Here is a 14697-nt window from a genome sequence, read left to right as displayed (position 1 = left end):
GTCTTCGTCGCCGCCCTGCCCTTGCCCTTGTTGTTGCTGTTTGTTTCAACCGTCCATTCCTCATCGCGCAGCACGAGGCGGGTTCATCAGAACTCGCCGTTGAACCACGTCTTGAGTTTCTTCAGCAGCCCGCCCGCGCGGCCGGCGGAGATCACCGGGCGTCGGGGGTGCTCGATCTGGCTGCCCATCAGCAGCAGGCCCACGCCGCTGGCGTGGACCGGATTGCCCACGACCTCGCCCAGGCCGGTGACGTGCTGGGGAATGCCCACGCGCACCGGCATCTGCAGCATTTCCTCGGCCAGTTCGACGACGCCTTCCATCTTCGCCGCGCCGCCTGTGAGCACCATGCCGGCGCGCACATGCTGCTCGAAGCCCGAGCGGCGCAGTTCGGCCTGCACCATCTCGAAGATTTCCTCGTAGCGCGCCTGTACCGCCTGCGCCAGCGATTGGCGCGGCAGCCGCCGTGGCGGCCGGTCGCCGACGCTGGGCACCTGGATCGATTCTTCGCTGGTCGCCAACTGCGCGAGTGCGCAGGCGTAGCGGACCTTGATCTGCTCGGCTTCCGGGGTCGGCGTGCGCAGCATGTGCGCGATGTCCTCGGTGACCTTGTCGCCGGCGATCGGCAGCGATGCGGTGTGGCAGATCGCGCCCTGCACGAACACCGCCAGATCGGTCGTGCCCGCGCCCATGTCCACCAGCACCACGCCGAGCTCGCGCTCATCAGAGGTCAACACCGCGGTGCTGGAGGCCAGCGACGACAGGATCAGGTCGTCGATCTGCAGGCCGCAGCGCTGCACGCACTTGCTGATGTTGGCCGCGGCCGACTGCGCGCACACCACCAGGTGCGCATGCACCTCCAGGCGCACGCCGGTCATGCCGACCGGGTTGCGGATGCCTTCCTGCGAGTCGTCGAGCACGTACTCGCGCGGGATCGCATGCAGGATCTTCTGGTCGGCCGGAATCGCGACCGCCTTGGCCGCATCGAGCACGCGATCGAGGTCCGACCAGGTCACTTCGTTGTCGCGGATCGGCACGATGCCCGGCGAGTTGCGGCACTGCACGTGGTTGCCGGAGATCGAGGCGTAGACCGAACGGATCTCGCAGCCGGCCATCAGCTCGGCTTCTTCGACCGCACGCTGGATCGACTGCACCGTCGACTCGATGTCCACGACCACGCCGCGCTTGAGTCCGCGCGATTCGTGACTGCCGATCCCGATCACCTCGATCGGGTTGCCGGGCGAGTACTCGCCGACCAGCGCCACCACTTTGGAGGTGCCGATGTCCAGTCCGACGATGAGTGTCTTGTCGCCTTTGCGGTTCATGAGAGGCCGTGATTCGTGAGTCGTGAGTCGTGATGAACGGGCATGCCCGCCATGTGGAGCGCCCGTGCGGGCAGCCTGCCGGATGCGGATGCCGACGCGGTGCCCGCGGCCTCGGTGTCGGCGCTCGGCGTCCCCCAGACCAGGGCAAAGCCGTTGGTGTAACGCAGGTCGGCGCGCGCCAGCGGTTCGGCGCGGTTGGCGACCAACCGCGGCAACATCCGGGCGAAACGGGCCAGGCGCGGGACCGCTTCCTGGCTGCCGACCAGCACTTCGGTGCCGCTCGACAGGTGGATCAGCCAGCTGCCGCGCGCGTCGAGCACGACGCCTTCGATCTGCTGGCCCGACGGCCGGAACAGCTCGCGCGCCTCGTTGTAGAGCGCGACGACCTCGTTGGCGCGCGCGTCTGGACCATCGAAGCGGGGCATCGCGTCCGGCACCTCGACCCCCTCGGCCGAGAACAGCCGGCCGCGGGTCGACAGCAGCCGGTCCTCGCCCCAGCGCGCGAACGGGACATGCTCGCCGATGCGCACTTCCAGCACGTCGGGCCAGTGCTTGCGCACCTCGACACCCGCGACCCAGGGCAGACGCGCGACATCACGCCGCGCCTGCGTCAGATCGACCGCGAAGAAGCCGCGCTGCGCGTGCGGCAGCACCGTTTCGCGCACACGGGCGACATCGACCTGCTCGAGGCCGTCGTTGATCCGCAGCACACGCAGCGGCCAGCGCTCGGCGCCGATCCAGCCCTGCATCACGGCGACGACCGGCAACGCCACCAGCGCCAGCGCCAGCAGCCAGGCCAGGATCCGCGTCGTGGTGGCGAGCGCCTGGTTCATCGCGCGGCCGCCTCCGGCATCAGCGTCGATTCGAGCACGCACCAGCACAGCGCGGCATAGTCCATGCCCAACTGCGCGGCCGCCTTGGGCACCAGCGAATGGCTGGTCATGCCGGGCGCAGTGTTGACCTCCAGCAGAGACAGCGCACCGGTGGCGCGATCGCGCATCACGTCGACGCGGCCCCAGCCGCTGCAGCCGGCGGCGACGAACGCCTCGACCGCCAGCGCACCGATCCGCGCCTCGTCGTCGCCCTCCTGGCCCGGGCACAGGTACCGGGTGTCGTCGGAGACGTACTTGGCCTCGTAGTCGTACCACGCGCCCTTGGGCACGATGCGGATCGACGGCAGCGCGCGCGGGCCCTGCCCGGCATCGAGAATGCCGACCGTGAGCTCGTCGCCCTCGATCATCTGCTCCATCAGCAGCTCGCCCGGATAGCGCGCGGCCAGGGCGACCGCCGCGTCGAGGTCGGCATCGGCGAAGACCCGGCTGACGCCGACGCTCGAGCCTTCCTTCGACGGCTTGACGATGACCGGCAGTCCGAGCTCGCGGGCCGCGGCGTGCACATCCTCACCGGCCGCGATGCGGCGATAGCGCGGCGTCGGCAGCCCCAGGCTCAGCCACACCTGCTTGGTGCGGATCTTGTCCATCGTCAGCGCCGAGCCAAGCACGCGCGAGCCGGTGTAGGGCACGCCAAACGCATCCAGCAGCCCCTGTACCACGCCGTTCTCGCCATCGCCGCCATGCAGGATGTTGAAGACGCGGTCGTAGCGGCCGGCGACGATCGCCTGCGCAAGCGCGGGCACGCCATCGACCGCGTGCGCGTCGACACCGCGCGAGCGCAACGCATCGAGCACGCCCTGCCCGGACTGCAGCGAGACCTCGCGCTCCGAGCCAGGGCCGCCGAGCAGCACGGCGACACGGCCGAACGCGGCCGGGTCGGTGACACGCGGCGCGGGCAGGATCGCGCTCATGCGGGCACCGCCGCAAAGCCGTCCTGGACCAACCGCTGGACGGTCGCACCGATGTCGCCGGCGCCCATCATCAGCAACAGGTCGCCATCGCGCAGCACGTCGGGCAGCACGTCGATCAGGTCCTCGGCCGCATTGACGACGACCGGCTCGATGCGGCCGCGCGCGCGGATCGCGCGCGCCAGCGTCTTGGCATCGGCGCCGGCGATCGGCGCTTCGCCGGCCGGATAGACCTCGGTCAGCACCAGCGCGTCGACGTCCGACAGCACGCCGGCAAAATCGTCGAACAGCGCGCGGGTGCGGCTGTAGCGGTGCGGCTGGAACGCGACCACCAACCTGCGTTCGCCCCAGCCGCCGCGTGCGGCGGCGAACACCGCGGCCAACTCGCGCGGATGATGGCCGTAGTCATCGACCAGTTGGACGCGTGCGCCGGTCGGCGTGACCAGTTCACCGAGCAGGTTGAAGCGGCGGCCGATGCCCTCGAAGCGACCCAGCGCGGCGACGATCGCCTCGGGCGCGACGCCGAGCTGCCAGCCCACCGCCGCGGCGGCCAGCGCGTTGAGCACGTTGTGACGGCCCGGAAGCGCCAGCCGCGCCTCGACGCGCACGTTCTCCGGCAGGCACAGCGTGAACTGCATCGCCGCGCCGTCCTGGCGGATGTTCTCGGCACGCACGTCCGCTTCGTCCGACAGGCCGTAGGTCATCATGTGCCGCGGCACGCTCTGCGCGAGCCTGGCGACTTCGGGATCGTCGATGCACAGCACCGACAGCCCGTAGAACGGCAGCCGATGCAGGAACTCGGTGAAAGCATCCTGGACGCGGGCGAAATCGCCGCCGTAGTTCTCCAGGTGGTCGGCGTCGATGTTGGTGACGATCGCGACCAGCGGGTTGAGCCGCAGGAAACTGCCATCGCTCTCGTCGGCCTCGGCGACCAGCCAGTCGCCGCTGCCCAGCCGGGCGTTGGCGCCGGCGGCGAGCAACTGCCCGCCGACCACGAAGGTCGGATCCAGGCCGCCCTCGGCGAGCACGCTGGCGGTCAGCGACGTCGTCGTGGTCTTGCCGTGGGTGCCGGCGACCGCGATGCCACGACGGAAGCGCATCAACTCGGCGAGCATTTCGGCGCGCGGCACGATCGGGATGCGCTGGGCGCGCGCCTCCATCAGCTCCGGGTTGTCGGCACGGATGGCGCTGGACACCACGATGCAATCGGTGCCCAGCACGTTGGCCGCCGCATGCCCCCGATGCACGGTCGCGCCCAGGCGGGCCAGCCGGCGGGTCGCCGCGCTGTCGGCGGTGTCCGAGCCGGAGACCTTGTAACCGAGCGTCACCAGCACCTCGGCGATGCCGCTCATGCCGGTGCCGCCGATGCCGACGAAATGGACGCGCGAGAAGACCTTGGCGAAGTCCTCCTTCGACAGACCGCGGGTCTGGTGCAGGCGACGGATCATGCGGGGCTCCTGCCGCCGAAGCTCGGTTCGACGCGCTGCTGCAGGCGGCTGGTGCCGCGCGTGGCGGTCGCTGGCGACACGGGCAGCGGCGGTTGATTGGTGGGGGGCATCGGATCGGCCGGAGCGGGTGCCGGCGCGGCGGCATCGCCGCGCAGCCGAGCGACCTGGCGCTGGGCGCGGTCGAGTTCGTAGGACACGCGCAGCAACAGGCCGAACGCCACGCAGGTCATCATCACGCTCGAGCCGCCCGAGGACACCAGCGGCAGCGTCAGGCCCTTGGTCGGCAGCAGCCCCAGGTTCACGCCGATCGAGACCAGGCTCTGCAAGCCGATCATCAACGCGACGCCGAACGCGCAGTAGCCGGCGAAGTGGCGACGCATCTCTACGCATTTCAGGCCCAGCCACAGCGCGCGTCCGACCAGCGCGACGAACAGGCCGACGACCAGGCACACGCCCACAAAGCCCAGCTCCTCGGCCAGCACCGAGAAGATGAAGTCGGTATGCGCCTCGGGCAGGTACGAAAGCTTCTGCACCGACGCCCCCAGGCCGACCCCGGAGAACTCCCCACGACCGACCGCCATCAGCGCGTTGCTGAGCTGGTAGCCCGCGCCCAACTGGTCTTCCCAGGGGTTCATGAACGAGGTGATGCGGCGCAGCCGGTAGGGCTCCATGATCGCGACCGCGACCACCGCCGGCAGCAGCAGCAGCACCGGCAGCATCATGCGCTTGAGATGGCCGCCGCCGAGCACCAGCATGCCGGCGGTCACGCCCAGCAGCAGCATCGACGAGCCGAAGTCGGGCTGCAGCAGCAGCAGGCTGACCAGCACCACGGCCACGCCGATCGGCTTGAGCATCGCGGCCCAGGTGGCATTGACCTCATCGCGGAAACGCACCAGGTAGCTGGCCAGCCAGACGATGTAGATGACCTTGACCGCCTCGACGACCTGGAAGTTGGAGATGCCCAGGTTGATCCAGCGGTGCGCACCGTTGACCGAACGCCCCAGGCCCGGCACGAATACCAGCAGCAGCAGCCCCGCGCACATCAGCAGCACGAAGCGGTCGTACTTCTCGATGGTCTTGAGCTCGGTGCGCATCACCGCGAACGCCAGACCCAGCCCTAGGCCAATGAACATGAAATGGCGGCTGAGGAAGTAGTAGCGCCCCACGCCCATGTCCTCGCCGACGGCGATCGAGCTCGACGCGACCATGATCACGCCCAGCGTCGCGATCGCGACCATGATCCCGACCAGCCACGGGTCGAACCGCCCGTGGATCTCGTCGAGCCGGGTCGCCTGACGGGCGCTGAAGGCCTCGTGGAGCGCGGTGTCGTGGACGCGGGCCATCAGCGCACCTTCAACGTGGCGAGACCGACGAGGACCAGGATCACCGAGATGATCCAGAAGCGGACGATCACCCGCGGCTCGGGCCAGCCCTTGAGCTCGAAGTGGTGATGGATCGGCGCCATGCGGAACACGCGCTTGCCGGTCAGCTTGAAGCTGGCCACCTGGATCATCACCGACAGCGTCTCGATGACGAAGATGCCGCCCATGATCACCAGCACCAGTTCCTGGCGCACGATCACCGCCATCGTGCCGAGCACCGCGCCGAGCGCGAGCGCGCCGATGTCGCCCATGAACACCATCGCCGGATAGGTGTTGAACCACAGAAAGCCCAGCCCCGCCCCGGCGATCGCCGCGCAGATGATCACCAGTTCCCCGGCGCCCGGCACCTGCGGGATCTGCAGATAGCTGGAGAACACCGCGTTGCCCGAGGCGTAGGCGAACACGCCCATGCCGCAGGCGACCAGCACCGTGGGCATGATCGCCAGACCATCGAGGCCGTCGGTGAGATTGACTGCGTTGGAGAAGCCGACGATCCAGAAATAGGCGATCGCCACGAAGCTGATGCCGGCCAGCGGCAGCGCGATCGACTTGAACAGCGGCAGGTAGAACGTGGTCGCCGCCGGCACGTCGGCGTACAGGTACAGGTACAGGCCGGCAGCCAGGCCGAACACCGACTGCAGCAGATACTTCCAGCGGGATTTCAGGCCGTTGGGATCGCGGTGCACGATCTTGATCCAGTCGTCGTACCAGCCGATCGCGCCGAAGGCCACCATCACCGCCATCACCAGCCACACGTACTTGTTGCGCAGGTCGCCCCACAGCAACACGGCCGCCAACACGGTGATCAGGATCAGCGCGCCGCCCATCGTCGGCGTGCCGGCCTTGGAGAAGTGCGTCTGCGGTCCGTCCTGGCGGATCGGCTGGCCGCCCTTGTACTGCGCCAGCTTGCGGATCACCGCCGGGCCCAGCCACAACGACAGCGACAGCGACGTCAGTGCCGCCAGGATGCCGCGGAAGGTGAGGTATTCGAACAGACCGAAGAAGTCCTCGAACCCCTGCAGCCAGCGGGCGAGTTCAAGCAGCATCGTGGGTTCCTTGCGCGTCGAGCAGTGCGGCGACCGTCCGGTCCATCGCACTGCCCCGGGATCCCTTGACCAGGATCGTGAGGGCCGGTCGGTCGTCCGTGGAAGACCGCGTGTCGTGAGCCGCGGCGCTGGCATCCAGGTCGCGGACCAGGGCCTGCGCCAGTGCGGCGTGGGTGTCGAAATGCTGCGCGTCATCGCCGAAGGCATCCGCCGCGTGCGCGGCCAACGGCCCGAGTGCATAGAGCCCGGCGATACCGGCGGCCTTGGCGCGCAACCCGGCTTGGGCATGCATCGCGGCGCCGTCGGCGCCGAGTTCACGCATGTCGCCCAGCACCAACCAGCGCGTGCCCGGCGTGGTCGCCAGGGTCTCGATGGCGGCATGCAGCGAGCCGGGATTGGCGTTGTAGCTGTCGTCGATCAGGGCCGCACCGCCGGACAGGCGATGGCGAGCCAGCCGGCCGGACACTGCCTGCGCCGCTTGCAGCCCATCGACGACCGTCGCCAGCGGCACGCCGGCCGCCAGCGCGATCGAGGCTGCGGCCAGCGCATTGCGCACGTTGTGGCGGCCGGCCAGCGGCAGCGCGACCGGCGCCTCGCCGGCGGGCGTGATCAGCTGGAAGCGGGTGCAGGCCGCGTCGGGACGGATGGCGTGAGCGACGACGTCCGCCGTGGCTTCGATGCCGAAGCGCAGCAGGCGGCGACCATGGGCGCGCTGCGCGAAGTACGGCGCGAACGCATCGTCGGCATTGATCACCGCGGTGCCGTCGGCGGGCAGCGCGTCGTAGACCGCGGCCTTGGTGTCGGCGATGCCCAGCAGGCTGCCCATGCGCTCGAGATGCGCCGGGGCGACATTGTTGACCAGGGCGATCCGCGGGCGCGCGATCGCCGTGAGGTAGGCAATGTCGCCCGGCTGGCCGGCACCCATCTCGTAGACCGCGAACGCTGCGTCTTCGGGCGCATCGAGGATCGACAGCGGCAGGCCGATCTCGTTGTTGAGGTTGCCGGGGTTGAAGCAGGTCGCGGCATGCCGGCGCAGGATCTCGACCGTCAGCTGCTTGACGCTGGTCTTGCCGTTGCTGCCGGTGATCGCGACGATCTGGGCGACGCGCGTACGCTGGACCGCGGTGGCCAGCGCGCCGAGCGCGACCTGCGGGTCGGCGACGACGATCTGCGGCAGCGCCAGATCGAGCGGGCGGGCGACCAGCGCGGCGCGCACGCCCAACTCGGCGGCGCGCGCGACGTGCGCGTGGCCGTCGAAGTTGTCGCCGCGCAGCGCCACGAACAGCCGCGCGCGCGGGTCCGCGGCCTCGAGCCGGCGGGTGTCGGTGACGACCGCCTCGATCTCGACGCCGTCGTCGGCGCCGTGCAGGCGGCCGTTGACCAGCGCGGCGATGCGGGTGAGTGACAGCGGCGTCATTGTGCGCCCTCCGTCCCGCGCGCAGCCAGCGCGGCCTGCGCGACCTGTCGGTCGTCGAAGGGATGCTGCACGCCGTCGATCTCCTGGTAGGGCTCGTGGCCCTTGCCGGCGATCAGCACGATGTCGCCGGGCACGGCCTCGGCGATCGCCTGGGCGATCGCGCGGCCGCGATCGCGCTGCACGCGCACGGTATCGGCGCGTTCGAAGCCGGCGAGGATGTCGGCGACGATGGCATCGCCATTCTCGCGGCGCGGATTGTCGTCGGTGACGATCACCCGGTCGGCATGGGCCTCGGCGATCGCCGCCATCTGCGCGCGCTTGCCGGTGTCGCGCTCGCCGCCGCAGCCGAACACGCAGGTCAGCCGGCCGCGCAGGTGGCCGCGCAGCGACTGCAGCGCCTGCTGCAGCGGATCGGGCTTGTGCGAGTAGTCGACGACCACCAGCGGCTGCGTGTCGCCGCCGCCAAAGCGGTTCATGCGGCCGGCGATGGGCTGCAATGCGCCGAGCGCGCGCACGATCTGCGCCGGCGCCTGGCCGAGCGCGGCAAGCACGCCAGCGACGGCCAGCAGGTTGTCGACATTGAAGCGGCCCAGCAGCGACGAGCGCACCGCGAGCCGTTCGCCACCGATGCGCAGCGAGAACGCGATGCCGTCAGCATCGAGCGCGACATCGGACGCGGCGATGTCGGCATCGGCCGCGCCGGTGGCGCTGACGCGGATCGCGCGCACGGCAATATCGAGCCGCGCCGGCAGCGTGGCGCCGAACGGATCGTCGACATTGATCACCGCGGCCTTGAGGCCGGGGCGCACGAACAGCTTCGCCTTGGCCTCGCCGTAGCCGGCCATGTCGCCGTGGTAGTCGAGGTGGTCGCGGGTGAGATTGGTGAACACCGCGACATCGAAGTGCACCGCATCGACACGGCCCTGGTCGAGCGCGTGCGAGCTGACTTCCATCGCCACCGCCTGCGCGCCGTCGTCGCGCAACTGCGCCAGCAGCGCATGGGTCTGCAGCACCAGCGGCGTGGTGAAGCCGGTCGGGGCGACGGCACCGTGCAGGCCGGCGCCGAGCGTGCCGATCGTGCCGGCGCGCGTGCCCGATGCCTCCAGCGCCTGCGCCAGCAACTGCACCGTGGACGTCTTGCCGCTGGTGCCGGTGACGCCGACCATGGTCATCGCCTGGGACGGCTGGCCGTGGAAGGTATCGGCCATCGTGCCCATGCGATCGCGCAGGCCGGCCACGGCGATCGCATCGGCCGGCAGCGTCTCGATCTCGGCCGGGACCGGCGGCTCGAACAGCACGGCGCTGGCGCCCGCGGCCTGGGCCTGGGCAGCGAAATGCAGACCATGCGTGCCGAAACCGCCGATCGCGACGAAGGCATCGCCCGGCCGCAGCGCACGGCTGTCCTGCACCAGGCCGGTGATCACGGTGTCGGCCGGCACGGCGGCAACATCGGGCAGCAGCTCGGACAACGGCATCGCGCGGCTCATTGCGGCGTCCCCGTCGTCGCCGCGTGCGCGGCCGTCGGCCTGCGGCCCTGTTCGCGCGCGAGCTTGGCTTCGTTGGCGGCCTGCGCGGCCAACCAGGTCTCGATGTCGTCGGGCGGCACGTCCATCAGCCGCAATGCGCCATCCATGACGCGCTTGAACACCGGCGCGGACACGTAGCCGCCACCGTAGGTCGAGCCGCCCTTGGAGGTGTCGGGATCGTCGATGACCACGACCATCGCGAAACGGGGATCGGCGACCGGCACCAGGCCGGCAAAGAATGCGAGATACCGCCGGGCGTAACCGCCACCGCTGGCCTTGCGCGCGGTGCCCGACTTGCCGGCGACGTGGTAGCCCAGGATCGCGGCGCGGGTGCCCGTGCCCCCGGGCTCGGTGACCGTCTGCATCATCCGCACCACTTCGTCGGCGACCTTCGCCGACAGCACCTGACGCGGCTCGCCGGCCCCGCCCTTGACGAAGGTCGGCGGCAGCGCGCGGCCATGGTTGCCCAGCGTGGCGTAGGCGTGCGCGATCTGCATCGGCGTCACCGACAGGCCATAGCCGTAGGACATGCCCTGCTTGGTGGTGCCGCTCCAGCGCGCGGGGTCCGGGAACAGGCCAGCGGCCTCGCCGGGGAAGCCGCTGCCGGTGCTGCGGCCGTAGCCGAAGCTGCGCACGAAATCATAGAAGTACTGGCTGTCGAGCTTGTGCACGACCATCGCCGAGCCCACGTTGGAGCTCTTGGTGATGATGCCGGTGGTGTCGAGCACGCCGTAGTTGCGGAAGTCGCTGGTCTTGAAGCGCCCGTTGGGAATCCAGCCCGGGCTGGTGTTGAAGGTGCTGGTCGGCGTGATGACGCCCTTCTCCAGCGCCGCGGCGATCGTGATCGGCTTCATCGTCGAGCCGGGCTCGAGCAGGTCGGTCACCGCGCGGTTGCGGTGCGCGTCGCGGTTTTCGCCGGTGACGCGGTTGTTGTTGTAGGTCGGCAGGTTGGCCATCGCCAACACCTCACCGGTCGCCACCTCGAGGATGACGATCGAACCGGCGCTGGCGCCGGTCTCCTCGATCGCGCGCCGCAGCTCGCGATGGGCCAGGAACTGGATGCGGCGGTCGATGCTCAGCACCAGGTCCTTGCCCGGCTCGGCGGCGCGGACCAGGTTCACGTGTTCGACGATGCGACCGTGCCGGTCGCGGATCACGTTCTGCGCGCCGGGCGTGCCGGTCAACCAGTCGTCGAACGCCAGCTCGATGCCTTCCTGGCCGCGGTCGTCGATATTGGTGAAGCCGAGCACATGCGAGACTGCCTCGCCCTGCGGGTAGAAGCGGCGGTACTCGCGCTGCGAGAACACGCCCGGAATGCCCAGATCGAGCACGCGCTTGGCCGTCGACGGACTGATCCGGCGATGGCGCGGCACATACATGAACTCCTTGTCGGCCCGCTGCGAGACCGCACGCGACAGCTCTTCGAGCGGCAGGCCGGTCGCCTCGGCCAGTTCCGGCAGGCGGTCGGGATGCTTGCTCAGTTCCTGGGGATTGATCCACAGCGATTCGACCGGCGAGGAAATCGCCAGCGGCTCGCCATTGCGGTCGGTGATCATGCCGCGCGAAGCCGGAATCGGCATTTCGCGGCGGAAGCGCGCATCGGCCTTCTGCTGGTAGAACGCGTTGTCGATCAGTTGCAGGTCGACCGCGCGACCGACCAGCGCCATCGCGCCCAGGCCCAGCGCACCGCCCACCAGCATCAGCCGCAGGCGCAGATCGAACTGCGCGCGCTTGCGCGGCTTCTTGGCGTGGCCGTCGCCGGCCTTGATGAACCTGCCGAGCTTCATGGCCGCACCACCACGATCTCGGCGGTTTCGGGAAAACGCATGCCCAGGCGCTCGCGTGCGACCTGGTCGACGCGGTTGCTCATCGCCCAGGTGGCCTGCTCAAGCTGCAGACGGCCGAAATCGACATTGAGTTCGTCGCGCGCACGCTCGAGCCGGGTCAGCTGGATGTACAGCTGGCGGTAGTCGTGGCGTGCGTGCACCACGCCGATCGCGGTGATCACGTTGGCAGCCAGCAGCAGGGCGACGACGAGGTGGCGCAGCTTCATGCGACCTCCGCATCGGCGGCCGGCAACTTCTCGGCCACGCGCAGCACGGCGCTGCGCGCGCGCGGGTTGTCGTGCAGCTCGGCGGCGTCGGCCTTGGTGGCGTCGGCGACGATGCGCAGCACCGGCACGAACGCCTGCGCTTCGGGCAGGCGGCGATTGCCGGCCGGCGCCTTGGCGTGGCGCGCGATAAAGCGCTTGACGATGCGATCCTCGAGCGAATGGAAGCTGATCACCGCCAGCCGTCCGCCCGGCGCCAGCGCCTGGAGCGCGGCATCGAGACCGGCCTCCAGATCGGCCAGCTCGCGGTTGACGTGGATCCGGATCGCCTGGAACGAGCGCGTCGCCGGATGGGTCTCGCGCTGGCCGCGCTGGGGCTTGGCGCGCGGCACGTTCGCGGCGATGACCGCCGCCAGGTCCGCGGTGCGCTCGAACGGGGCCTGCGCGCGGCGCGCGACGAGCGCCCGCGCGATGCGCCGGCTCATGCGCTCCTCGCCATAGGTCCACAGCACGTCGGCGATCTCCGCCTCGGCGGCATGCGCCAGCCACTGCGCAGCGCTTTCGCCCGTGTCGGGGTCCATGCGCATGTCCAGCGGGCCGTCCTTGCCGAAGCTGAAGCCGCGATCGGCGACATCGAGCTGCGGCGACGACACGCCCAGGTCGAACAGCACGCCGTCGAGCGGCGCCTGCACCACGGCGTCCCAATCGGAGAGCGCAGCGAAGCTGCCGCGGCGGATCGCCACGCGCGCGTCGGCGCCGAAGCGCGCCTGGGCCACTGCGATCGCGTCGGGATCCTTGTCCATCAGCAGCAGTCGACCTCCGGGGCCAAGGCGTTCGAGGACGCCGCCAGCGTGGCCGCCGCGTCCGAACGTGCCGTCCAGGTACCGCCCGTCTTCACGTACACGCAGGCCCTCGAGGACTTGCGCGTACAACACCGGGAGGTGGCCGGACGTGGCATCCGCACCACCGCCCGTCACAACTGCAATCCGACCAGGTCGTCACCGTCCATGTCCGCGTCGCTGAGCGTCTGCCGGATCTGGGCCTGGTGCGCCTGCTCGCTCCAGAGTTCGAATTTGTCCCCCATGCCCACCAGCACCGCCTTGCGTTCGATGCCGACGGTCGTGCGCTGGCTGGCGGGGATGCCGATGCGGCCGTTGCCGTCGGGCTCGACGACCATCGCCGCACCGACCAGCTTGAGCTGGAGGGTGCGGTTGGTGGAGCGGGTGCGCGGCAACGCATTGATCTTGTCGCGAACGCCTTCCCAGACCTTGTACGGGTAGAGGTAGAGGCTGCCGGCGTCGAAGGGGTTGTAGGTCAGCACCAGACGGTTGTCGCACTCACGCGCGACGACATCCCGATAGGCGGTGGGAATCGCCAGTCGGCCCTTGTCGTCGATGGTGATGGCGGTTTCGCCCTGGAACACGTCCGTCCTACCTCGTGGCGCCCGTCTTCGGCGGGCTTGTGCGCCGGAAAACCACGAAATCCCAGGTTTCCCCACGTGTCGCCACCTTAGGAGTGCGTCTGCGGGTTGTCAACAGCTTTGTACGGCGCTTTTCGCCTGTCCCGTCAATGACTTGCGACACTCTTCAGAGACTTGTTCAAGCTTTATCCACAACCGTCTGTTTCGTCTCAAATTTTGAGAATGCGTCACTTTTGGACCTGAACGTCACCGTCACGCGGCCTTTACGGAATCGTCATGTTGCAATGCAACATATGCAGGCCGACCGCCGGGGTGCGACGGGTTGACGCGCAGAAATGTCGCGTTTGTCTCACCTAAGCGACGAGAGCCCCGCCCCCAACCCGCCCCCACCCGCGCGCTGCGCGCGCGACCTCCCCCGCGGTGCGGGGGAGGTGATCGGTACGCGGCGCTGCAGGGAGACCTCGCATGCAATGCGAACCCGCCATGCGCCCTCTCCCGCCTGCGGGGGAGGCCTGGGGTGGAGGCAGACGCCTGCGCCCTCCCCACCTGCGGAGGAGGACTGGGGTGGGGGCGGACGCCTGGTCCCTCCCCACCTGCGGAGGAGGACTGGGGCGGGGGCGGACGCCTGCTCCCTCCCCCGCCATGCGGGGGAGGGCTGGGGTGGGGGCGGACGGTCGCAGGATCGGGCCTTTCTCTACTCACTGCGTTCCATCACGCCGCGACCTCGACGAGCGCGCCGCATCTCGACCAACGCAGCCCGTCCAGCCCGCAGCACGTGCCGACCTCCCCTGCGCTGCAGGGGAGATCAGCCGCTTTCGATCAGGTGGCGGAGCCGGCCTGTAAGCCGGGTTCTGTCGTGGACAGTCATTCCTCTAGGCGCATCGTCACCGATACGCTCAAGCAACCTACCCGGACCCGACGCGGGCCGCGTCATGAGGTCCCTATTTGGTCTTGCTCCCGGTGGGGTTTGCCGTGCCGGCCTGTTACCAGGCTCGCGGTGCGCTCTTACCGCACCATTTCACCCTTGCCCGCACCTGGCCGTCCGGAGACGACCGGGCCGCTGGCGGTATCTTTCTGTTGCACTTTCCGTCGACTCGCGCCGCCCAGGCGTTACCTGGCACCGTGCCCTGTGGAGCCCGGACTTTCCTCGGCGCCGGTCTCCACCGAAGTGAAGGCCGACGACGCGACTGTCCGGCCGACTCCGCCGGCGCGCATTGTCGCATGCCACTCCAAACGTGGCAGCCTCGGCTTGGAGCACGTCGCCACGCGGTGCGTTTCATGCATA

The 14697-nt window shown here is 69.6% G+C and carries 12 protein-coding genes and 1 other RNA gene; all 13 read right to left on the bottom strand.

All coding sequences use genetic code 11. From position 1 onward, the window contains the following. Window positions 1-86: 86 nt before the first annotated feature. The 13 genes from ftsA to rnpB all read right to left on the bottom strand — a co-directional run bounded on the left by ftsA (window position 87) and on the right by rnpB (window position 14615). Window positions 87-1322, bottom strand: a complete 1236-nt coding sequence (ftsA, locus tag ABE505_RS14745) for a cell division protein FtsA (protein WP_183427894.1) — start codon at window positions 1320-1322, stop codon at window positions 87-89. Then, entirely contained in the window at window positions 1319-2155 is an 837-nt protein-coding gene (locus ABE505_RS14740) for a cell division protein FtsQ/DivIB (protein WP_346445231.1), read from the bottom strand. The genes ftsA and ABE505_RS14740 overlap by 4 nt, the downstream gene beginning before the upstream one ends. Beyond that, complete coding sequence (locus tag ABE505_RS14735) at window positions 2152-3126, bottom strand: D-alanine--D-alanine ligase (RefSeq protein WP_346445232.1); 975 nt, start codon at window positions 3124-3126, stop codon at window positions 2152-2154. Before ABE505_RS14735 ends, ABE505_RS14740 begins: the two co-directional genes overlap by 4 nt. Next, window positions 3123-4571: a UDP-N-acetylmuramate--L-alanine ligase gene (murC, locus tag ABE505_RS14730; RefSeq protein WP_346445233.1), complete on the bottom strand. Its 1449-nt coding sequence runs from the start codon at window positions 4569-4571 to the stop codon at window positions 3123-3125. The genes ABE505_RS14735 and murC overlap by 4 nt, the downstream gene beginning before the upstream one ends. Continuing rightward, complete coding sequence (gene ftsW / locus ABE505_RS14725; protein WP_346445234.1) at window positions 4568-5914, bottom strand: putative lipid II flippase FtsW; 1347 nt, start codon at window positions 5912-5914, stop codon at window positions 4568-4570. Before ftsW ends, murC begins: the two co-directional genes overlap by 4 nt. Then, window positions 5914-6999: a phospho-N-acetylmuramoyl-pentapeptide-transferase gene (gene mraY / locus ABE505_RS14720; protein WP_337244080.1), complete on the bottom strand. Its 1086-nt coding sequence runs from the start codon at window positions 6997-6999 to the stop codon at window positions 5914-5916. Before mraY ends, ftsW begins: the two co-directional genes overlap by 1 nt. Next, complete coding sequence (gene murF / locus ABE505_RS14715) at window positions 6989-8416, bottom strand: UDP-N-acetylmuramoyl-tripeptide--D-alanyl-D-alanine ligase (RefSeq protein WP_346445235.1); 1428 nt, start codon at window positions 8414-8416, stop codon at window positions 6989-6991. The genes mraY and murF overlap by 11 nt, the downstream gene beginning before the upstream one ends. Further along, window positions 8413-9903 (bottom strand): UDP-N-acetylmuramoyl-L-alanyl-D-glutamate--2,6-diaminopimelate ligase, encoded by a 1491-nt coding sequence (locus ABE505_RS14710; protein ID WP_346445236.1) that lies wholly within the window; start codon window positions 9901-9903, stop codon window positions 8413-8415. Before ABE505_RS14710 ends, murF begins: the two co-directional genes overlap by 4 nt. Next, the gene (locus ABE505_RS14705) at window positions 9900-11729 is read right to left on the bottom strand and encodes a penicillin-binding protein 2 (protein WP_346445237.1); all 1830 of its coding nucleotides are present in this window, start codon (window positions 11727-11729) and stop codon (window positions 9900-9902) included. Before ABE505_RS14705 ends, ABE505_RS14710 begins: the two co-directional genes overlap by 4 nt. Further along, entirely contained in the window at window positions 11726-11989 is a 264-nt protein-coding gene (ftsL, locus tag ABE505_RS14700; protein ID WP_183427949.1) for a cell division protein FtsL, read from the bottom strand. Before ftsL ends, ABE505_RS14705 begins: the two co-directional genes overlap by 4 nt. Window positions 11990-11991: 2 nt before the next feature. After that, window positions 11992-12978 (bottom strand): 16S rRNA (cytosine(1402)-N(4))-methyltransferase RsmH, encoded by a 987-nt coding sequence (gene rsmH, locus ABE505_RS14695; RefSeq protein WP_346445256.1) that lies wholly within the window; start codon window positions 12976-12978, stop codon window positions 11992-11994. Next, complete coding sequence (locus ABE505_RS14690; protein WP_346445238.1) at window positions 12966-13415, bottom strand: division/cell wall cluster transcriptional repressor MraZ; 450 nt, start codon at window positions 13413-13415, stop codon at window positions 12966-12968. The genes rsmH and ABE505_RS14690 overlap by 13 nt, the downstream gene beginning before the upstream one ends. Before the next feature lie 821 nt (window positions 13416-14236). Next, an RNA gene (rnpB, locus tag ABE505_RS14685) (RNase P RNA component class A) lies at window positions 14237-14615 on the bottom strand. Window positions 14616-14697: the final 82 nt, after the last annotated feature.

The organism is Luteimonas sp. TWI382 (assembly GCF_039674545.1).
Classification (GTDB): Bacteria; Pseudomonadota; Gammaproteobacteria; order Xanthomonadales; family Xanthomonadaceae; genus Luteimonas.
Note: the sequence above shows the minus strand (reverse complement) of the source record. Positions and strands in the feature narration are given on the sequence as shown.